Source organism: Nitrosospira multiformis ATCC 25196 (assembly GCF_000196355.1).
Classification (GTDB): domain Bacteria; phylum Pseudomonadota; class Gammaproteobacteria; order Burkholderiales; family Nitrosomonadaceae; genus Nitrosospira; species Nitrosospira multiformis.
The window spans coordinates 3,026,312-3,047,575 of the sequence record NC_007614.1 but is presented as its reverse complement, the minus strand read 5'-3'; the positions used below and the strand labels follow the sequence as shown (position 1 = coordinate 3,047,575).

The window sequence follows — 21,264 nt, the reverse complement described above, 5'->3', positions numbered from 1 at the left end:
TGTCCTCCCAAGAAACTTGTTCAAGCATATCGTCTAGCCTCGCCCGCCCCATACAGGTTGGATACGCATCGCCCGCAAATGGTCGGGTGCTCCCTGTCCACACCTACATCCTCCCGATAATGCCAGCACCGTTCGCATTTCGGGTGGACGCTGGGCGTTACGGCAATGCTTTCGCCCTCCAGTTTCTCAATGTGAACGGCCTGCGCTGCCGAGGTGATCATGACAAGCCGGAGATCATCGCCTAGCGACTCCAGCAGAGAAAAATCATCTCCAGAAACTCGAATCTGCACCTCGGCTGCAAGCGAAGAACCGATCTTCCCGGAGGCGCGCGACTCCTCCAGGGCTTTTTGAACCTGCGAGCGCAATTCGCGTATCCTGCTCCAGCGCGTCACGAGCGCTTCCTCATCCGGCTGCGGCGGTAGCCTGTGCCATGTATGCAGGAAAATGCTGTTCTCCGAATCGCCGTGGAGATATTGCCATACCTCTTCGGAAGTAAAGCTGAGGATGGGCGCAAACAAGCGCACGAGGCTATGGGCAATGTGATGCAGCGCGCTTTGGGCGGAACGGCGCGGAAGACCATTGGCGCTGGCTGTATATAGCCGGTCCTTGAGGACATCGAGGTAGAAACCGCCAAGATCCTCGGAACAGAAGTTATGCAAGCGATGCACGATCAAATGAAAGTCAAAGTTGCAGTAATCTTCCACCACCTTATCCTGGAGCCTTCTCGTAAAGGCCAGAATGTAGCGGTCTATTTCCAGCCACTGCTCGATGGGCACGGCATCGGTTGATGAATCAAAATCTGCAAGATTGGCAAGCAGAAAACGCAGCGTATTGCGTATCCGCCGGTAGCTCTCCACCACCCGCTTCAGGATTTCATCCGATATCGAAAGCTCTCCCGAATAATCCGTGGACCCCACCCATAATCGCAGGATATCCGCTCCCGACGTATCCATCACCTTCTGCGGCGCAATCACATTCCCCCTGGATTTGCTCATCTTATGGCCGTGCCCGTCCACCACGAAGCCATGCGTGAGCAGGGCATCGTAAGGAGCGCGCCCGTCAATCGCGCAACCGGTGAGCAGGGAGGACTGGAACCAGCCGCGGTGCTGGTCCGACCCCTCCAGGTAAAGGTCGGCCGGATACTTCAATTGCGGATCAGGCTTCAGAACCGTATCGTGCGTCGTACCCGAATCGAACCACACATCCAGCGTATCCGTAAGCTTCTTGTAATCTTTCGCTTCCTCTCCCAGGAGTTCCTTCGCATCCAAACGAAACCATGCTTCAATCCCTTCCTGCTCCACCCGTTGAGCAACCTGCTCCAGCAGTTCGCTCGTGCGCGGGTGCAGTTCATGGGTTTCCTTGTTGACGAAAAGCGCCATCGGCACACCCCAGTTGCGTTGGCGCGAAATGCACCAGTCCGGCCGGTTGTTGACCATCGCTTCCAGCCGGGCTTTTCCCCAGGACGGGTAAAAGGCGGTTGCCTCCACGGCGGCTGTCGCCGATTCGCGCAGCGATTGCGCAACTTCACCATGATTCTTACGCGAGACTTCCTTGTCCATGGATATAAACCACTGGGGGGTCGCGCGGAAGATGATCGGTGTCCGATGCCGCCAGCAGTGCGGGTAGCTGTGTTGAAGCTTTTCGTTCTTCAACAAAAGGCCGTTCTTCTCCAATGCCTGTATTACCACCTCGTTCGCCTTCCATATGGAAAGCCCGCCGACGAGCGGCACAGAATCGAAGAAGCGTCCGTCATTCCCCACCGGATTATCCACCGGCAAGCCGTACTTCTGGCCCACCACATAATCGTCCACCCCATGCGCGGGAGCGGTATGCACCGCACCTGTTCCCGCATCCATGGTGACATGTTCTCCCAGAATGATGGGCACCTGCCGGGAGTAAAACGGATGCTGCAGCAACATGTGTTCCAAGGCGGCACCCGTACATCTGCCCGCAATGCTTACATCGGCTTTTAAGATTCCATAGCGGGACAAGGCGCTGTCAGCAAGGGCATCGGCCAGAAGTAAGAACTCACTTCCGGTGTCGATCGCAACGTATTCTTCATCAGGGTTCAAACTCACCGCCTGGTTGGCCGGCAAGGTCCAGGGGGTGGTCGTCCAGATAACGACATAAACGGGTTTGTCATCATGGGTAACCGGAGGCAGCAAATCATCCGATGGTTTCAAGACCTTTTGCCAGAATGCGGCCGGATCAGCCACCCTGAATTTCACGTCTATCGCAGGTGAGGTCTTGTCTTCATATTCGACTTCCGCTTCAGCCAATGCCGAGCCGCAATCGATACACCAGTTGACCGGCTTTTGCCCCTGGTAGAGATAGCCGTTTTCATGGATTTTGCCCAACGCACGGATAATGCCCGCCTCCGTGCGGTAATTCATGGTGAGGTAAGGGTTATCCCAATCGCCCAGGACACCGAGGCGGATGAAATCGGCTTTCTGCCGCGCAACCTGCTCCTTTGCAAAAGCGCGGCATAGCTCGCGCACCTTATCCCCCGGCAAATTCTTGCCGTACTTCTTTTCGATCTGGTGCTCGATCGGCAGGCCATGGCAATCCCAGCCCGGCACATAGGGCGCATCGAAGCCAGCCAAGGTCTTCGACTTGATGATGATGTCTTTCAGTATCTTGTTGACCGCGTGGCCGATGTGTATATCCCCGTTGGCATACGGCGGTCCATCATGCAGCACGAACTTGGGGCGGCCTTTGCAGGCTTCCCGGATTCTCTGATAAAGATCCTTTTCTTCCCATGCCTTGAGCATCACAGGCTCTCGCTTCGCGAGATCGCCGCGCATCGGAAAAGGCGTATCGGGCAGGTTCAGCGTTTTCTTATAGTCGGTCATGAAATATCGAAAAAGTAGCGAATGGCAGCAATGGCAGCCTTATCCTTGCACAAGCTTCTTTTCAGAAAGAGCGGGCGCTGCGGATAACGAGGAGAAGTAATTCTTTGCATTGTCCACATCCCGGCCAATCTGTCTGGTCAGCGCCTCGAGGCCGGAATATTTTTCCTCATCACGCAGCTTGTGAAGAAAATGCACCCGCAAATGGCGGCCATAAATTTCCTGGTCGAAATCGAACAGGTGAACCTCCAGCACCGGCTTGCCATGCTCATGCACGGTAGGACGCACCCCCAGGCTTGCAACCCCCCGCAGTGTATCCAATGAAGGCACTTCCAATGACGGCGGCGTCTCGTTACCCGAAGCTTCCATTTCGACTTCAACGGCAAAGATTCCCGCCAGCGGCGGGCGATTATGCTTGAGCTGGATGTTCGCGGTAGGAAACCCGATCTTCTTGCCCAGCTTGTCGCCATCCACCACGCGCCCGCTGATGCTGTAGAAACGGCCCAGCAGGCGTTTGACCAGGTCGAGATCGCCGGCCGCCAATGCTTCGCGAACCGCCGTGCTTGAAACCCGCAGGCCGTTTACGGTAAAGCCCGGCATGTCCTCCACCTCGAAACCGCACTCTGCCGAAAATGCCTTGAGCATCTCATAATCACCGGCACGGCGTGCACCGAAGCGAAAGTCGTCTCCCACCAGGATCCAGCGCGCAGCCAGACCATGCTGAAGGATGCGGACAATAAAATCCTCCGCCGGAATTCTGGCAAAATCGAAATCGAAGCGGCATATCTGCACCCGCTCCACTCCGGCTGCCGCCAGCAACTCCAGCTTCTCCCGCAGGCTGGTGAGCCGCGTGGGCGCCTTATCCGGTGCGAAAAATTCACGCGGATGCGGTTCGAAAATCATGACACAGGATTCGACACCAAGCCGGTCAGCTGCCTTTTTCAGGCGCGCAAGCATCGCCTGGTGCCCCAGATGCACCCCATCGAAATTGCCGATGGTGAGGGCAACCGGCGCATCAGCCTGAACGGGAGTGCCGTGGGAAATGCGCATGCCTATTGCTGCTAAAATGCTGAATTGTAGCCTGTTTGGACGAGTTTCAGGCAGCTGATTTTCAGGCGGTTAATGCTCCGATGTGTGGGAGCAAGAAATTCCACTGTTTTTAAGAGGCTGGATACTCTGCCGTAACCGGCATGCCTGACTGCATTTCGTGTTTGCAAGAGACGGTCAAGAGGTGAAACAGAAACGTAGTTCGGCAAGAAAATCGTACCGTTTCTACGGTTGCTCCAGTTTTTAATCTTGCACGCTGGATTCCAACAGAATTGGCACTGTGCTACAATCTCGCCGGTTAAAAACCTGTACCTGAATCGACTGTTACAGGATAATCGTTTTAATAGGCCAAGTAGCTCAGTCGGTAGAGCAGAGGACTGAAAATCCTTGTGTCGGTGGTTCGATTCCGCCCTTGGCCACCAGTAATTCAAGTTAGAAGATTTAATATCGGAAAACCTTTTGCTTTGTGTAATTCTTGTGTAATTGCGAAGAGAATTACTACCTAATCTTCCGATAGCGGTCCCCAAGTTTATCCATTGCTGTCTTGATATGTTCGCCGTTCTGGTGAGCATAAGATATGTTTGCCGTTCTGGTGAGCATAACGTTCAACCATTATTAGGTCTTATGCCCTGAAATCCTTTTTACCGTAGGCAGATCCACTCCAGCTTGAACCAAGTGTGTGATAGCGGTATGGCGTAGCGTGTGCCGCACAACTCGTCAGGATCCATTCCGGCGGCGGCAACTACACGACGTGTGTCCTTTGCCTTCTCAGTAGATTTTCTTCTTTCTTGCGTCGTACCATGAAACCGATCAAGCCTAGGCCAGCAAGCATCAGAGCGTAGATTTCCGATTCCGGGATAGCCAGAACAATAACTTGTCCCTCATTATTTATACCCATAGCGGCGGTGAGGATGCCCCCCTCGGACAGGTGAACCAATGAATTGAGGTCTATCATGCCTTCTCCGTTAGGACCGGTAAAAAACGCATGCCGATCTCCATCCGACGTATTGGCCCATCCAACTACCTGTCCGATATCGTTAATTCCAAGAGCCTCGCTGCCAAAGCCTCCTAGTGCGCCGAGATCGGTCAGTTCCGTGGCACTCGCATTGGTTATGAAAGCATGGGAGACACCGTTAGCCTGGTAAGAACCTATTACCTGTCCTGCATCGTTAATCCCAACAGCCTCGCTATAGTAATTTCCAGTCAAGGCACCTATGTCAGTCCAGAATCCCGAGGGGGTATCGGAGAAGCCGAGAACAGCATGTACTCCGGATGCCTTTCCCACAATTTGTTCTAAGTTATTAATAGCCAGAAACTGATCGTAATTGTCGTAAGGTCCAAGCAAACCACTGACCTGATATTCTCTCCCGGCCCTGAATACTACAGCCGGATAAACGGAGGAGAGAAACTCGGTAGGGAAAGCGGAATCCCACCCCACTACTGTCCCCCTATCGTTAATTCCGGTGGCTTCAAATCCGAGTTCGGTTGTACCTACGCCATTGGGGCCAGTAATGAAAGAACGGTTCCAGGTAAAAAAGCCCTCTGGATCGGACGTAGTCGGATAATTTCCGATAACCTGTCCAGTATTGTTGATTCCGACAGCCCCACTAAAGGAGCTTAACAAGGGGTCAGTGGTTATGCCCACTCTATTCATTCCCATGCCGTTGGGCCCGGTTAGAAAGGCATGAGTCTCGCCTTGGGCTGTTGTCGAAGTGCCGACCACCTGTCCGGCATCATTGATGTCTCTAGCGATAGTGTTCCCTCCCCCCAGGCTTCCGAGGCTGGTTACTTGCTTACTGGCAAGATCAATAAGGAAGGAATGCTGTTCAGCGGTGGCATGCGTGACGAAACTGAGGGCGACAAAAAATGCTACAGCTGGGATAAAGCCGCTGGCTTTGAAGCAATGGCTGAATATTATGTCTCCTCCAACAAGTTGATATTAATAACCGCACGGTCACATCGTTCCACCTAACGGAAAGCAGCCAGATTCCCCAACTTACCGACCGAAGCGCTGAATTATGTCTCCAACGACCATTTCCGGGGTGTTTCATCCTTCGAGGAGGAGGGTTTTGGCAGCCTCTATACGGGGAATTTGGAAAACTCCATGCGTTATGGGACGGACGAGTAGTGTTAACATTAACAAGGCTTCTTCGCCTTCTTTTGCCGCGCTATAAATCCGACCAACCCTAACCCAGGGAGTATCAAGGCATAGATTTCCGGTTCAGGGATTAGTCCGATTGCAAGGACTTGCCCTGCGTTATTGATAGCAGTAGCCTGGAGTAGAACTTCTCCAGTCGGCATATCAACCAGTGAATTGAGGTCTGTCATGCCTTCGCCCTCGGGGCCGGTGATGAAAGCACGCCAAACATTTTCAGCCGTGAGAGAGCCCCCTATTACTTGCCCGGCCTCGTTGATGCCATACGCCTCGCTAGAAGTTCCGCCCAAGGTGCCCAAGTCCCTCATACCTATCCCATCCGCCCCGGTGACGAAAGCATGAGAGGCACCTCCAGCCGTGTCAGCGTTCCCCGCCACCTGCCCGATATCGCTGATGCCAACAGCACTGCTGCTAGTACCGCCCAGGGTGCCCAGGTCTTTCATACCCGTCCCGTCCGGGCCCGTAATGAAAGCATGCCAAACGTTTTGAGCCGTGAGAGAGTTCCCTATCACCTGCCCGGCCTCGTTGATGCCAGAAGCACGGCTGTTAGTACCACCCAAGGTGCCTAAGTCCCTCATACCTATCCCACCGGGGCCCGTGATGAAAGCATGATAAGAGGCACCAACAACCGAGCCACCAACTACCTGGCCAGCCTCATTGATGCCAGAAGCACGGCTGTTAGTACCACCCAAGGTGCCTAAGTCCCTCATACCTATCCCACCGGGGCCCGTGATGAAAGCATGATAAGAGGCACCAACAACCGAGCCACCAACTACCTGGCCAGCCTCATTGACGCCAGAAGCACTGCTGGAAGCAGCGGGGTGATTACCGGCCAAGGTGCCCAGACTCCTCATACCCATCCCATCAGGACCCGTGATGAAAGCATGGGACTCAAACTGAAGACGGTCACGAATCGAATCAGAAAATCCTGCCACCTGCCCTGAGTTGTTGATGGCAAAGGCAGATGAATTCGAACGTGCCGGATTATCCCCCAGGGTGCCTAAGTCTCTCATACCTATCCCGTTGGGGCCGGTGATGAAAGCATGGAAAGGAGCTTCCCCAAAATTGCCCACTAACTGCCCCGAATCGTTGATGTTACGATAAAAAACGTCGCCGAAAGGGGATTGATAAAGGCGGGTTGTTGTCCTGCTGCTGAGGTCGACGAGGTATTGATATTCACGTAGTAGTGTTTGAGCGAAGGCGCTGGTACCGAAACCCAAGCCGGTGAAAAATGTTGCAAGGAGGATAAAGCCACGGATTTTGAAATCAACGAAGGTTTTCACGATAAACTCCTCCTTAGTATTCGATATATAAGAATGGGACTTCCAAAAAACGGAATTACTAGAGCGTGTTCACAGTAGCCAGATGTAGGCGCAAGCCAGATGCAAGAAAGCATTGAAGCGGTTGGCGAGTTTGTCGTAGCGGGTCGCGAGGCGACGAAATTGTTTGAGCCGATTGAAGAATCGCTCCACCAGGTTACGCGCTTTGTACCGCTCCCGATCGAACTCGCGCGAGGCGCATCGGTTGCTCCGAGACGGGATGACGGCCTCAGCCCCCGTCTCGGTGATCACTGCGACGAACACGTGGCTGTCGTATCCCTTGTCGGCGACAACTGCATCAGTCTTGATGGAATTGATCAGTGCGGGCCCTTGTGTAATGTCGGCTACTTGGCCACCGGTGAGGATCAGGCGCAATGGATTGCCCAAGGCATCCACGCATGCATGGATCTTGGTAGTCAGCCCACCACGCGAGCGCCCGATCGCCTGATCGCTACCGTTTTTTTTGACGCGCCAGCCGAGTGCTGGTGCGCACGCACGACGGTTGAGTCGATGAATAGCTCTTCCAGATCGGCCTCGCCCTGGAGCGCTTCGGCAACACGCGACCACACGCCGTTGGCTTCCCAGCGCGCGAAGCGCACATACACCGAATGCCAGTTCCCAAACTTCGGCGGCAGGTCGCGCCAGGGGTTTCCAACCCGCGCCGTGTATAGCACCGCCTCAACGAACAACCGGTTATCCGCCGCTCGCCCTCCCTTGTCGGTTGGCTTGCCCGGCAATAGTCCCGAAATACGAGCCCACTGCGCATCGCTCAACATGTCCCGATCCATGACCCACATCCAAATTCCGGATGTAAACACAAATCAACTACTGTGAACAGGCCCTAGGCTGGGCAGGTATTCTTTAAATATAGATAAGGGATATAAATTATCAAATAGGGTTGAATGAGTTGCCTCGGCAATAACAGCAGGATCAAGTAGCAAGGGTGAATTTCTACCGCTGTTCCCTCATTAAATAAAGTCACTCGTGCGCGGATTGGTTTTCCAATCAGACCTTTGTTTTTCGAACACGCATCGCGCATCTCCCTCACAACGTGAAGTGCTCCTGATATAGGCATTTTATGCCGACAGACTCTTTCGCCGGACCATGAATCCGACTAGGATCAGGCCCGCGAGCATCAAAGCATAGGATCGAGGCTCAGGGATAAGGGCAGTGGCGAGGACCTGTCCCGCGTTATTGATGTCGCTGGCCCTCCTTAGAGCTATTCCCGCGGGAACTCATCTGAAGAACGGTGGTACGTCATACCCACGCCATGGGGACCGGTGAACGCGCCGGAGAAAGGGGCGCGCAATAGGGCGATCGCCAAGATCTGCTTCCTGTATTTGCGAATGCGCCGCTTCATCTCTGGACTCCCCCAAAACCGATTCCCCCCCAACCCCGCCACTGAAAAGCCAATCGGCAAAACCTCGAATAGAGCACCAATCAGCCCCTATTCCCGAGTCTTGAAGCGCTAACCACCTGTATATCCTCTTTGGCTCAGCCGTACCACGTCTCTTCCTCTTCAAGCAGGAATCACCTGTTTGATCCTCATCGCCAATCTCTCAGGGATATGCATAACATGAACAATAATCCGGATTTCAGCATCGGTTTTTCCACCAATCTCGTTCGCGGCCTTAACCCGAACTGGCAGCCGCAGAAGGGGGTGCTCAACATCCTCTATTCTGCTGAACACCAGGCGATGGATTTAAAGCCCGTGGAACCGGTCGAGCACCGGGGCTCGTGGTCTTACCCTGTGATTACGCTGCATGAAACGGCCCTGGAGTTGCTGGATGAGCTGATTCCGTATGAGATCGTCAAGCCTTCCAGCGACATCGATGCGCCTTCCTTTGGACCGGGGGCCTTGCTCGCGGGTGCTGCCGGCAGCCGGGCTTCCCTGGAAATACTTTCGAAAACCATCGGCGTGGATTTGACGAGGCCGGGATCAGGTTATGCGCTGGTCAAACTGGTAAGGGTGGATGGAGCGGACAACCATGCGTCGGAGGTGGGCGGCATTCTGGTACACGCGCGTCCCCGTCAGCCCGATCCCGAGTATGGGCTCACCCCTGCCTTCACTTCCGCTTCGACCAGGTTGCGGCACGCCGGGCGCAGCCGGCTGCAGGATTACGGCGATCAACTGACAAAGGATGATGCCAACAAGGTCCTCGATTCTTTCCGCGAATTTGGCACCCATTATGTTTCCGGTGTGGAGCTGGGCGATACCATCCTTCAGGTGTTTGCCTATCCGCCGGAACAGTTTGCGCGGATCACGTCGGCTTATGCGGACGGCAGCAATCCGCTGTCGGGTCATGGTTCTCAAAATTTTGTCCAGTTTACGACCGACCGCGCCGCCGGTATCTTCGGCTATGTGGAAGAGTATGGAAATGTCATTTGCCTGAGCAATTCCGCCGTCTTCAATTCGACGCTCAAGCGGGGCGATTGGCTGGATAAGCTGTGGTCAAAAAAGAACAGCGTGTTCTCGCTGTTCAACGTCAACTCCCTTTTGTCGCTTGCCGATCTCCAGCAGGAATTCGCCCAGCAGACGGTGATAGGTGTGCGGCTTGCCAGCCTGAGCGTGATGATCGAGCAGAAGCGTGGGCTGATCTGGCAGCGCATCTTCAAGGGCGCGATGGCGCAGAAGTACCGTACGACGATACAGCCGAATTTTTCCATTTATGACCCGCGCGATTTCGTCCGCATGCTGCCGCAGGATACCGCCGGGATCGTGTCATTCATTGCCACTCCAACTGTCAATGCGTACAAGGCGCGTCTGGATCTCGCAGACATGCAGCTCGTGGCTGCCGAAGAAGTGCAGGATTTCATCCTTCTTGCCAACGTATTGTCCGTGGGCAGCAATAAAACCATCGAAGTGCCCGGAAAAAAAGTGCGGCTGTTCGGGCAGGTGCTGGATATGCGGGTACAAGGCCAGCCCAGGGCGATCTCCCTGGCGGATGAAGCATTTGAATCGCTGCAGTTGGGATGTGACGAGTTTCTGGGTGCTTTGGCTATCAGAAACAGTTCCGGTTCACGCTACAGTGTCATCGTGGATGGACTCAGGTTCAACCTGGAAGGCGAGGGGCCGGAGGCAGTGCCTTTTGTCGCGGATGACGTGCGCGTTGTGCCTCCCGCCGAGGCGGTGCCGTTGCTTGTGAACAGCCTTCAGTTTTCCATGACATTTGCAGAGGCGGTCATCAGCGACCAGTCGGGCAAAGCCAATGGCTGTCTCCAGCAGTTCGTGCGCGATTATCTGAGCTGGTTGGCGGAATTTCTATCGGGCGCAAGCGGTAGCGAAGAACTGATTGCGTTGCGCATCCGTGCGATGGATCTCGCCAGCTACGCCATCAATCCGGAATATGGCAGCTTTGTTCCGATTCTGCCTTACACGGACTATGAGCAGTATGTGCAAAGCATACTCAGCTATCTGGACAGGATACAGCTGCAGGTGGCGCAAAACGAACAGCGCATGGCCGTCCGGCGCCTGGAAGAAAGGGTGATCGATGTCGGCAGGAGGCTTAATGAGAACATCATCAAGTCGGGCGAGCTGGTCAGCGATGTGATCAAGGCGAATGCCGAGCAGCAGAGAGACCTGGAAGGATTCTACGATTCGCTGATTGCCCAGAGCAAGGCCGAGGCCGACCAGCAGCAGAACAAGATCAACGATCTGCGCGCGTCACTGTTCGAAGCCCAGGGAGAAGTGAACCTGGCGGTACAGAAATATAAATCCGCGGTGCAGCAGTGGCAAACCATGGAGGCGATCAAGTTCGGCCTGGAAGTGGCCACCAATCTGTTCAGCCTTGGCACTTCCATTGCCATCCCGGCATCCTCCATTTCCGCAGTGAAAGATCTTGGCCTCACCGTGCAACGTATCCAGAAGACGCTGAATGTGCTCAACGCCCTGTCCAAGCTCTATACCGGCGCGAGCACCGGCGCCAAGGCTCTGGAAAACGCCCAGCACGCGCTGGATGATCTGGATGATGGGCAGTTCGGTAATCCCTCGATGCTTTCCTGGGACGAAATGTCGATCCAGTTCAACCAGATCATGGCATCGGGTCCGGACATCAAACCGGAAAAGGCGGGCCTGCAAGCGGCTTTTGCCACGATGGTGCTGCGCGGCAAGGCTGTAACCAGCGCTGAATCCGCATTGCACGTCCTGCAACGGGACATCTATACCAATCAGAAGCAGAAGGAGATCAACAGCCGCCAGGCAAAACGGCTGGAGGAATTGCAGCAGAAGCTGCATCCTGCCCAGGTGAAGGATCTGGACCGGTCCGCCATCGATCTGGTGGCGTTGACCGGGCACCTGACATTCATCCAGAACCAGATGCTCACGATTCTTGCCAAGGCATTCCTGATGCAGGACCTGGCGCTTCAATACGCCAACCTTCAGCCCGCCACACCCGTGCTGGCGTACAGCCTGCTGAAATTCAGCGCCGCGGTGGTTCAGCAGAAAGCCGCCACGCTGGAAGCCAAATCCCTCCTCGCGCAGTATCAGGTCACACGAACCCGGCCGATCGAATATGTCATCGAAGGGGTGAAGCCCGAGGAATTGACTGGTGGCAATATCTTTCGCACCACCATCTTCCTGGATGCGCCGGCGTTCTACCAGTACGTCAACGCCAGGATCGTTTCCGTGGTTGCTTCCGTGGAAGGTGTCAGGTCGACTGAAAGCGGCACTTATCTGCTGCGCCTGGCCTACGGCGGAACCCCCTTTCATGACCGCAACCTTCATCGCGATCCGCTGACATTCCGCACACCGTGGCGCGAGCGCATATACAACTATAACGCCCAGGACAACTCGCCCAGGTTTTCCGACGGGGGGCAATCCTGGTCTGAAGGTGTAAGCCGGGTGACGCCCTTTTCCATCTGGGAGGTTTCGCTGCCGAACACGAGCACGAACAAGGGCCTGCAGTTCAATGGCGATAGTTTGACGATCCGGTTGTCCTTCGTGCTGGAAGCAAGAATTGCAGATGCGCAGAAAGTCATGCAGCGCCGCGCATTGAATCGCCTGCTCGCATCCGGCTTGCCCCCGGTGCTTGCGGCCCCGGCGGCCGATGGTTTGGCTGAAGGTTTCCGCCCGCTGCTCGCTGCGGCTCCAGCTCCAACCTTGCCCTCCGCAGACACGTTGCTGAAGCAGATGTACGCTCAGGGAAGCTGCACCAACGGCTGGGATGTGGTATTCAACATGAATCTGGAAGAGATCAACAGAGCGCTGAAGAACCAGTACGAAGCCCTGAAAAAGGACACGGCCTACAAAAACAGAATCGTTGTCAACACCTCGGAGAAATACCCTGGCGACGTGACCGTGATCAACCGCTTTACCATCGAATACGGCTACCCCCTTCTGAGTTTCAGCATCAATAACAACAATACCGCGATGCTGAGAATGGAGGTTTTGAACGGTTCAGTGCAGCGTTGTTCGAAAGTGGGATCCTTTCCTGAGCAGTGCGATGCCCCCCAATCGATCGGCGGCGAAACCCTGGCGGCGGTGATTCAGCTGGCCAAGGTGGCAGGAACGGTCAAGATTGACAACAGCAATCACAACGTCTTGAAAGTGCAGCTCGACATGCAGGAGGGAACGTTCTCGATCAGCAACATCGATCTGAGCGATGCAACGAAGGTGGAATTCAACAAGGCGGTGAAGGAATACTTCGTCAATAACCCTGTGGTCTACCTGATCAATCAGCTCGACCTGACCGCTATTCCCACGCTGGAGTCACTCAAGCCAAGCGATTTTATCTTCAAGCCGCTTCAGACACCCGGCAATAACGAGATGCTGCAGCTCTTCATCATGACCGGGGGACGGGCAGCGCTGAATTACTCCCAGGCTTTTCTGAACAATATCCCTGAGCCGATTCCGCAGGGTCAGAGCAACAGCATGATCGTCCGCTCTGCGCTGATATTCAAGGATGTGCTTCCGCAAAGCTTGAGAAACAATGGCTGGGCACTGCAAGGGCTCGATCCAGGCAGTCCAGCCAAGGCGTGGTCGGCTAAATTCACCAGTGCCAGCGTCACCGGCAGCGTGGACTTGAGCAAACTCAACCACACCTCGTCCACCAGCAGCGGTCATGGCAGTGGATCGATGACCCAGTATACCTACTCGATTCCGGGCGGAAACGACGTTTCCTGGTCGCTGGCGGACACCGCCATTGTCGTGCAGGCAAACGGACAAATGTATTACAGCGGGTCGCGCGGGCAATCCCTGCAATACAACCAGCGTGCCTGCACGTCTTACTATCCCTGCCTGTGGAATTGCGACCCCCGCTGCAGCGATTCCAAGCTGGCAACGGACGTGACAATCGAGGTGAAAGCTGCGTTGCCACTGAATGTGGGTGGAAGCGGGCGCAACCAGACCATCGAGATCAAGACTTCCGGTCAGGGAGTTGTGGTCAGCGGTCACTTGTCGGGAGGAGGACCTAGCGGCTCTGACGATCTGGCCGCGCAGGTCAATCAGCAGATACAGAGCCAGGTGCCGGCGCAGATTGCGGAAAAGCTGTCCATCCAGTTCGATTCCATTTCGGTATTCGCGCTGAAAAACCTGTTGTTTCCATCGAACAACTACATCTCGTTCAGCAGTTGTGGTGTGCCGGGCGACCTGATTCTCCTGGGCAACTTCAACTCGGCAAAATCCTAGGAACGAGAAAAACTGTTCACATTTGAGCGTCCCGAGCGGGCGCTCTTTTTTGATATCAATATCCTCAAAGGAACCGGAGGATTTGTAAGGCTGTTTCTTCAGTCGCTTCCCCCTGGCTTTTAGCATAAAGCAGAAACCTTCAGGAAACCGGAGGGGAGGGAGGCGATTCGCCTCTATTTAGACAGGGCAGGCCGATGTATGATATGGAACCAATGCCAATGACCGGGAGGAGCATGGAAAGGAAAAGATTCTATGGGTGTGCAATGCGAGGCATCAGTTATGCTTCGTCTCGGCGAGCAGGAAACGACGATGGCAGGCTTTGACTATACTCTTGTTCAGAAGTGGTTTGGCAGAGCGCGCTTCCAGCTGCTCGATCTAATGAGAGGTACCCAATCCTTGACGCTGTTAAAAGAACTGGAGGCGGTCCAGTTTGAATCGCAGGAGGTTATCAGGTTCCGTCAAAAAAAAATGCTGGAAGCATACCTCGATTCGATGAGGGATGTGCCCTATTACAAGAAACATAAATCCATTACCGAATTTCCTGTCATTGACAAAAAATTCATAAATGAAAATAGAGAATCCCTTTTGAACAGAAGCTATGGAGGGAAGATTTTTCGTAAGAAAACGGGGGGTTCAACGGGAGAGCCTTTTGTTTACGTCACCGGGGTCAAATCCCAATCCTATCTCTGGGCCGGTATTCTGCTGAGCTGGCGAACCGCTGGCTATCATCTGGGGGAGCCCGTGGCTATCCTGGCAGGCTCATCTCTTTTTACCTCCGGAATCAAGCAGAATATCTATTATGGAATAATGAACGCGCGCCTTTTCTCAGCGTTCGAAATGAGCGCGAAGAGGCTGGATACTTATGCCAGAGAGATCGCGCGAGGTAAATACCGTCTTTTATATGGCTATGCATCAGCCGTTCAGGAACTCGCTGAATATTTGCTTTCAAGGCCTGACCGCCCGACCTTTTCTCTGAGAGGAATAGTAACTACTGCCGAAAATCTGACGCCCGGAATGCGCGAGACTATTGAACGCGCATTTGGCGTTCCCTGCTTCAGTCAATATGGATGTCACGATGCGGGGATATCGGCCTACGAATGCGAGCAGAGGAAAGGGTTTCACTTGATTACTGACCGCTGCTACCCTGAAGTGCTGGAAGACCGGCGTCTCGTTTCCACCGATATATCAAATGAAGCACTCTTTCTGCCCAGGTATGATACGGGCGACTTGATAACGATGTCGGATGAGCCCTGTGCGTGCGGCAGAGGGTTTCCTCTGATTGCTGCCGTAATAGGGCGATCGAATGACGTTATTTCTGACCAGGCGGGCAATACTGTCCATTCCGAGTTTTTTACTCACCTGTTTCGGGAAGTTCAGGCAATTACAGCTTTTCAAGTCGCGTATGACGGGCGCACGCTTGTTGTCAATCTCCATACTCGTGACACGGATACGGACTGGTCGCCCTATAAGGAGCGTATCCAAAAGAGTCTCGCAGTCGAGAGAATCGATTTCATTCAAAACCAGCCATTTATGAAATCAGCGAACGCGAAGCATAAATTCGTCTTGAAACTACCGGAGATTGGCTTGTATTACGAAACGGATGATTGCACGGCAAAGGAGAAGAGCGATAAAGACGAGAACCCGCATCAAGCATGAACCCGTGATCTGAATTGCCCTGTTTTGTGTTAATTCGTAAGCGGGACAACGAGATACGACGTGAAAGCAGCGGTTAAATTTATATAGCCACTTCTTTGGTCCCTCCGTATAGGCGGCATGTTTTCGCTTAACTGCTTCACAGTCTCTTCGGATTTAGCCTGAGCGGGCAGTCGAACCATCATCAGCATGAGTAAGAAAAGCGCGGGCATTCTGCCCTATCGCAGACGAAATGGCCGGCTGGAGGTTCTGCTTGTCCATCCTGGAGGTCCCTTCTGGAAAAACAAGGATCTCGGCGCATGGTCGATCGCAAAGGGCGAATACGAGGAGGATGAAGAACCGCTGCAGGCTGCGTTAAGAGAGTTTTTTGAGGAAACCGGGCATCATCCATCCGCACCCTTCCTTCCGCTCACGTCGCGCACCCAACCCAGCGGAAAGCAGGTGGATGCCTGGGCTACGGAAAGCGACTGGGACCCCTCCGGGTTGATCTCAAACGCCTTCAGCATGGAATGGCCGAAAGGCTCCGGCAGAATCCGGGAGTTCCCGGAGGTGGATCGGGCGGAGTGGTTTGACATTCCCGAAGGAAAGCGGCGCGTCCGTCCTGCGCAGCAAGGTTTTCTTGAAGAGCTCAGCGAAAAGCTATCTTCGAAGGAATAAACGCCTCCAGTCTAGGTACTGCCGGCATGTCGTCATCGCTTCGGTTTTACTGAAGGCTATTACCGGGCAGCAATGTAATCCGGACAGAGATGGAGTGGAGCCAGGCAACTGCTGGAACTGCTATCCGGGGAGTTGAAAATAGCGTAAGAGCTTCGTTCTATGTAGCCTTGTTCGGTTCTTACATAGGGAACACATTTGGCTATTTATCGGAACTCCTTGAAGTGAATGCAAGCACCGATTGTGTCGACGGGGCGTTACGGAATTTATAATGTGCATGGGACCTCCCGGCCGTGTTCCGTGACCTCTATCACGAGCGGGAGCGGGAAACTGAAAACGGCGAAGTGGATGGGCATTCTGCCCCGATCTCTTGATTCCTGACCCTTGACCTTCAGATATGTCGATTCCTTTTTATTGGAGACATTGAAGCCATAAGCCGAAAACTCTGGAAGTGATGCAGGCTTTCTTCAGAAAAAAAGAAGGGGAAGGCTGGCAGGCTGAATCAAATAACCAAAAACCCGCAAAGCGGGTTTTTGGTTGAGCGGGAGGGGATGTTTGGAAGTTAATTTAAAGCTTGTCTGCCGCATCCTTCACGGCTTCCTTGGCGTCCCCATATTTCTTCTGCGCCTTGCCGGCAACTTGTTTGCCAAGACCCTTGGCCTCATGTTCTTTACTTCCTGCTGCCCTTCCGGCCTCTTCCTGAATTTTTCCTGCGATGTCTTTTGCGGTTCCTTTCACTTGATCCTTATTCATAAACCAATCTCCTTTTTCTACGAAATTTAAGAGATGATGATTCGCCGTTGTTGAAATGATTTGCCGTTATTTCAGTAAATCGTTACGGCATTGGAAATCAGATTAACGTTTTTTGGCAGCTCATACTGTTCGGTAGGCCACATTTAAAAATTACCTTAAGTTGCTTAAACAGCTAAGCATGGGGCCCTGGCAGGGTCGCTATTGATTCATACATCGGCTCCATTAGGAGCCTCTTGCGCCTTTTCTTCGGGATTGCCCATTCGCAGATGTGAAAGTTAATTACTGTCCCAAAAGTTCACCGACCGGTTTAAGCGACTCGACTCGATCACAGATTACCTTGACAATAGCCAGTAAGGGGGCGCCGAGCAGTAAACCCGCAGCGCCCCACAGCCAGCCGAAGAATAACAGTGCGATGAACAGAACTGCGGGATTCACACGCGCAAATCTGCCCTGTAGCCATGTGGTAAGCATCATTCCCACCACACCCGAAATGAGCAAAAATACCGCTACCAGCAAGAATGCCTGGCTAAGCGAGCCAAATTGCAGCATCCCGGCAACGCCGCAGGCGAGCGCAACTCCAACAGTTCCCAAGTACGGAATAAAATGTAGCACTCCGGCAGCTACCCCCCATACGGCCGGATGCTTCAGTCCCAGCATTTCGAACGCCAGCCACGTCATGACGGCAATTAAAGCATTTGATATCAACATGACAAGGAGGTAGCGCTGGATTTGACTGTCCACTTCTTCAAGTATCCGCACCGCATCTTTCTTCTGAGAAAGCCGTGGCCCGACAAATCGTACAAGTTTGCGTCGGAAATGGCTTCCTGCGGCCAGCAAAAAATAAGTAAGCAGCAATACTACCGGGGCTTGTGCAGTAAACGTGACCAGCAGGGCTGACTGCGTGAGCATAAGATCGCGCAGCCATGCATTATTTTCCGATTCCTTGATTATGACTGCGCGGTCTGCTGATTCCAGACCGGCGTCGACAGCCACCCGCCCGAGCTCATCGGCGGCTTCCTGAAAATGACGCAGCGTGCTCCAGTTCCCATCGCGCAAAATGTTTAAGCTCTGCCGCAGCTTGCGCGCCGTCTCCGGAAGTTGTTCAGCCATTATCGCCGCATCGGCGCTTAAAGAGAGCGCCATCCAGGAAGTGCCCCCGACGAGCACTCCCAGTACACATATCGCCCCCAATGCCCGCGGAATACGATAACGTTCAAACCAATCTACCACCGGGCTTAATGTGTAACTTACCAGGATGCCAAACAATAGCGGAACAAGGAAAGCCCGGCCCAGATATAGCGCGGCAATGACGGCAATGAATGCAAGTATCCAAAGAGCCATTGCGCCTCTTTCCCTTGGTTCAGTATCAAGGAGGGTTATTTTTTCGGTAACAATCGGTGCGGCAACCTCAAGGACCGGTGCCTTCAATTCGATTGATGATTCATCGGAGGGGGAGTTCATGAGGTCCTTGGGCTAAATGATAGGGTCGTGCTTTCGTGCGCGCACCATCCTCTCTACTCGTCTTGGTGATTCCGCTGATATTGATCTCACCCGTGGTCAAGGTAATCTGAAGACAGGCTATTGCACACTAGTTTGTGGCAGCATATCAGTCACGGAGATTTTCTGGAAAAGATTCTTAATGTTGAGAATGATGTTCACCTTGAGCCCCGAGCAGGCCGCATTGAGGCAGCTTGCAGCTCTGCTTTTTTGATCCATCCTGAAGTTTTCCTCTGACGCGGGTTGATCCGCTTGACACTGTTCCCATATTTTTTTCTGGACCCGAAACTCTTCCAATTGTTGGTATTCAAATGCTTGTAATACTATAATCACGAAATTTTAAAATTCAGCCGGTACTGAGCCAACGTGTCCTCGACGCAGTTATTTGCCTTTGGCATCAACCATCAGACCGCGCCGCTCGATGTGCGCGAGCAGGTGTCGTTCCCCGCGGATGCGATGGAGCATGCGCTGCATGATCTGGTAAGCCATCGTCCGGTGAGAGAGGCGGCGATTGTTTCCACCTGCAATCGCACCGAGATTTATTGCAGTACCGATAAGCCGGACGAAGCCACCCATTGGCTGGCGGATTTTCACCGTTTGCCGACCCGCGAGCTTGAGCCGTATCTCTACAGGCTGCCGAGGGAAAAGGCCGTGAAGCACGCTTTCCGCGTTGCCAGCGGACTGGATTCCATGGTACTGGGCGAACCGCAGATACTTGGCCAGTTGAAGGATGCGGTGAAATCGGCTGAGCATGCGGGCACGCTCGGCATGCTGTTGCACAAGCTGTTCCAGCGCACCTTTTTTGTTGCGAAGGAGGTTCGCAGCTCCACCGAAATCGGGACAAATTCCGTTTCCATGGCAGCGGCCTCCACCCGGCTGGCGGAGCGCATTTTTGGAGACATCGGCGAGCAGCGCGTGTTATTCATCGGTGCGGGCGAGATGATCGAGCTCTGCGCGAGCCATTTCGCTGCCCGTCATCCGAAGCGCATTACCGTCGCCAATCGGACTGTCGAGCGGGCACAGGCCCTGGCGCACCGGTTGAACGGGCAAGTCATCACCCTGAATGAATTGCCCGACCAGTTGGCGCTTCATGATATTGTCGTCACCTGTACCGCGAGCACGCTCCCCATTCTCGGCAAGGGCATGCTGGAGCGGGCGATCAAGGCACGCAAGCACCGACCGATTTTCATGGTGGATCTTGCGGTGCCACGGGACGTGGAGCCCGAGGTGGCGGAACTGGATGACGTGTTCCTCTATTCTGTGGATGATCTTGCCGATATCGTCAAGGAAGGCCTGGATTCCCGGCAGGGGGCGGTGGCGCAGGCAGAGGCGATTATCGACTCGAATGTGGTCAATTTCATGCACTGGCTGGAATCGCGCCAGGTTGTGCCCACCATACGCGCCTTGCGCGACCAGGCGGAGCGTTACCGACGGCATGAACTGGAACGGGCAAAAAAACTGCTGGCCAAAGGGGAGGATCCGCGGAAAATCATCGAATCCCTGAGCAACGGGCTTACCAACAAGTTCCTCCATTTACCCTCCTATGCGCTCAACCACGCCGCTGAGGACGAGCGTGACGATCTGGTCGACCTGATCAGCCGCCTGTATCACCTTCATCCCTCAGAATGAACAAAAGTATGACTGCCAAGCTCACGCAACTCAGCGTGCGCCTGGAGGAGTTGAATCGTCTGCTGAGCAGCGAAAGCATCACGGTCAATCTCGATCAATACCGCAAGCTGACGCGCGAACGTGCGGAGATTGCCCCCGTGGTCGACCTGTATAACGCTTATCTGCAAAGCGAGCAGGATATTCATACCGCGCAGGAGATGGCTGCCGAGGCGGAAATGCGCGAGTTTGCCGATGCCGAGATACGGGATGCCAAAGAGAGGCTGGTGCGTTATGGCGCGGAATTGCAGAAGCAATTGCTGCCCAAAGACCCGAACGATGAGCGCAATATTTTTCTGGAGATCCGGGCCGGTACCGGAGGAGACGAGTCCGCGCTGTTTGCGGCGGACCTGTTCCGCATGTATGCACGCTTTGCTGAACGCCAGCGCTGGCAGGTGGAAATCATTTCGCAAAGCCCGTCCGACGTCGGCGGATATAAGGAAATCATTGCCAAGATCAGCGGTGAAGGCGCCTATTCCAAACTCAAGTTTGAATCGGGTGGGCACCGGGTGCAGCGCGTGCCAGCGACCGAAACGCAGGGACGTATCCATACTTCCGCTTGCACCGTCGCGGTGATGCCGGAGGCAGACGAGATCGAGGATGTCGCGCTCAATCCTGCCGAGCTGAGGATCGATACTTTCCGTGCTTCCGGGGCGGGAGGCCAGCATATCAACAAGACTGATTCTGCCGTGCGCATCACTCACCTGCCGACGGGAATCGTGGTCGAATGCCAGGATGGCCGTTCCCAACATAAAAACAAGGCGCAGGCGATGAGCGTGCTGGCTGCGCGCATCCGCGACAAGCAGATGCAGGAGCAGCAAAGCAAACAGGCGGCAACGCGCAAGTCGCTGGTAGGCACGGGTAATCGTTCAGGACGTATCCGCACTTACAATTTTCCCCAGGGGCGGATAACGGATCACCGCATCAATCTGACGCTGTACAAGATCGAGCAGATCATGGATGGGGATTTGAACGAGCTTTGCTCGGCCCTGCTGGCCGAGCATCAGGCCGAGCAGTTGGCGGCAATGGCGGAGTAGATTACCGGCC

Annotated in this window: 13 protein-coding genes, 1 tRNA gene and 1 pseudogene; 6 read left to right on the top strand and 9 right to left on the bottom strand. The window is 54.2% G+C overall.

Annotated elements, in window-relative coordinates; translation table 11 throughout:
- Positions 1-20 precede the first annotated feature (20 nt).
- Together ileS and NMUL_RS13820 are read right to left on the bottom strand one after the other, a co-directional pair.
- Positions 21-2,852, bottom strand: coding sequence for an isoleucine--tRNA ligase (ileS, locus tag NMUL_RS13825; RefSeq protein WP_011381937.1), 2,832 nt, complete (start codon positions 2,850-2,852; stop codon positions 21-23).
- Positions 2,853-2,891: 39 nt separating this feature from the next.
- Positions 2,892-3,899, bottom strand: coding sequence for a bifunctional riboflavin kinase/FAD synthetase (locus NMUL_RS13820; RefSeq protein ID WP_011381936.1), 1,008 nt, complete (start codon positions 3,897-3,899; stop codon positions 2,892-2,894).
- Between the two features lie 343 nt (positions 3,900-4,242).
- On the opposite strand from NMUL_RS13820, the gene NMUL_RS13815 reads away from it, so the two are divergent.
- Positions 4,243-4,318: transfer RNA gene (locus NMUL_RS13815), tRNA-Phe, on the top strand.
- A gap of 193 nt (positions 4,319-4,511) precedes the next feature.
- On the opposite strand, the gene NMUL_RS16650 is transcribed toward NMUL_RS13815, so the two are convergent.
- From NMUL_RS16650 to NMUL_RS16430, 5 genes and pseudogenes are all read right to left on the bottom strand, one after another.
- Positions 4,512-4,607: a tyrosine-type recombinase/integrase gene (locus NMUL_RS16650; protein ID WP_202944828.1), complete on the bottom strand. Its 96-nt coding sequence runs from the start codon at positions 4,605-4,607 to the stop codon at positions 4,512-4,514.
- 31 nt (positions 4,608-4,638) lie between these two features.
- Positions 4,639-5,541 (bottom strand): PEP-CTERM sorting domain-containing protein, encoded by a 903-nt coding sequence (locus NMUL_RS16050; RefSeq protein WP_238529832.1) that lies wholly within the window; start codon positions 5,539-5,541, stop codon positions 4,639-4,641.
- Between the two features lie 491 nt (positions 5,542-6,032).
- Entirely contained in the window at positions 6,033-7,334 is a 1,302-nt protein-coding gene (locus NMUL_RS15060; protein WP_011381934.1) for a PEP-CTERM sorting domain-containing protein, read from the bottom strand.
- Between the two features lie 69 nt (positions 7,335-7,403).
- Positions 7,404-8,146 (bottom strand): annotated as a pseudogene (locus tag NMUL_RS15505) (IS5 family transposase).
- A 300-nt stretch (positions 8,147-8,446) separates the two neighbouring features.
- Positions 8,447-8,506 carry a hypothetical protein gene (locus NMUL_RS16430; protein ID WP_080557725.1) on the bottom strand — a complete coding sequence of 20 codons (60 nt, stop codon included), beginning with the start codon at positions 8,504-8,506 and terminating at the stop codon, positions 8,447-8,449.
- Positions 8,507-8,946: 440 nt separating this feature from the next.
- On the opposite strand from NMUL_RS16430, the gene NMUL_RS13790 reads away from it, so the two are divergent.
- The 3 genes from NMUL_RS13790 to NMUL_RS13780 all read left to right on the top strand — a co-directional run bounded on the left by NMUL_RS13790 (position 8,947) and on the right by NMUL_RS13780 (position 16,305).
- Positions 8,947-13,995, top strand: coding sequence for a hypothetical protein (locus NMUL_RS13790; protein WP_011381932.1), 5,049 nt, complete (start codon positions 8,947-8,949; stop codon positions 13,993-13,995).
- Positions 13,996-14,274: 279 nt separating this feature from the next.
- Positions 14,275-15,651 (top strand): phenylacetate--CoA ligase family protein, encoded by a 1,377-nt coding sequence (locus NMUL_RS13785; protein ID WP_146063210.1) that lies wholly within the window; start codon positions 14,275-14,277, stop codon positions 15,649-15,651.
- A 186-nt stretch (positions 15,652-15,837) separates the two neighbouring features.
- A complete protein-coding gene (locus NMUL_RS13780; protein WP_011381930.1) occupies positions 15,838-16,305 on the top strand; it encodes an NUDIX hydrolase in 468 nt (155 codons plus the stop codon).
- A 564-nt stretch (positions 16,306-16,869) separates the two neighbouring features.
- Here NMUL_RS13780 and NMUL_RS13775 read toward each other — a convergent pair.
- The gene (locus tag NMUL_RS13775; RefSeq protein WP_011381929.1) at positions 16,870-17,055 is read right to left on the bottom strand and encodes a CsbD family protein; all 186 of its coding nucleotides are present in this window, start codon (positions 17,053-17,055) and stop codon (positions 16,870-16,872) included.
- Between the two features lie 279 nt (positions 17,056-17,334).
- Positions 17,335-18,396, bottom strand: a complete 1,062-nt coding sequence (locus NMUL_RS13770) for an AI-2E family transporter (protein WP_238529831.1) — start codon at positions 18,394-18,396, stop codon at positions 17,335-17,337.
- 522 nt (positions 18,397-18,918) lie between these two features.
- Between NMUL_RS13770 and hemA the strand changes: the two genes are divergently transcribed.
- Together hemA and prfA are read left to right on the top strand one after the other, a co-directional pair.
- Positions 18,919-20,181 (top strand): glutamyl-tRNA reductase, encoded by a 1,263-nt coding sequence (gene hemA, locus NMUL_RS13760; RefSeq protein ID WP_011381926.1) that lies wholly within the window; start codon positions 18,919-18,921, stop codon positions 20,179-20,181.
- Entirely contained in the window at positions 20,178-21,254 is a 1,077-nt protein-coding gene (gene prfA / locus NMUL_RS13755) for a peptide chain release factor 1 (protein WP_011381925.1), read from the top strand. The genes hemA and prfA overlap by 4 nt, the downstream gene beginning before the upstream one ends.
- Positions 21,255-21,264 lie beyond the last annotated feature (10 nt).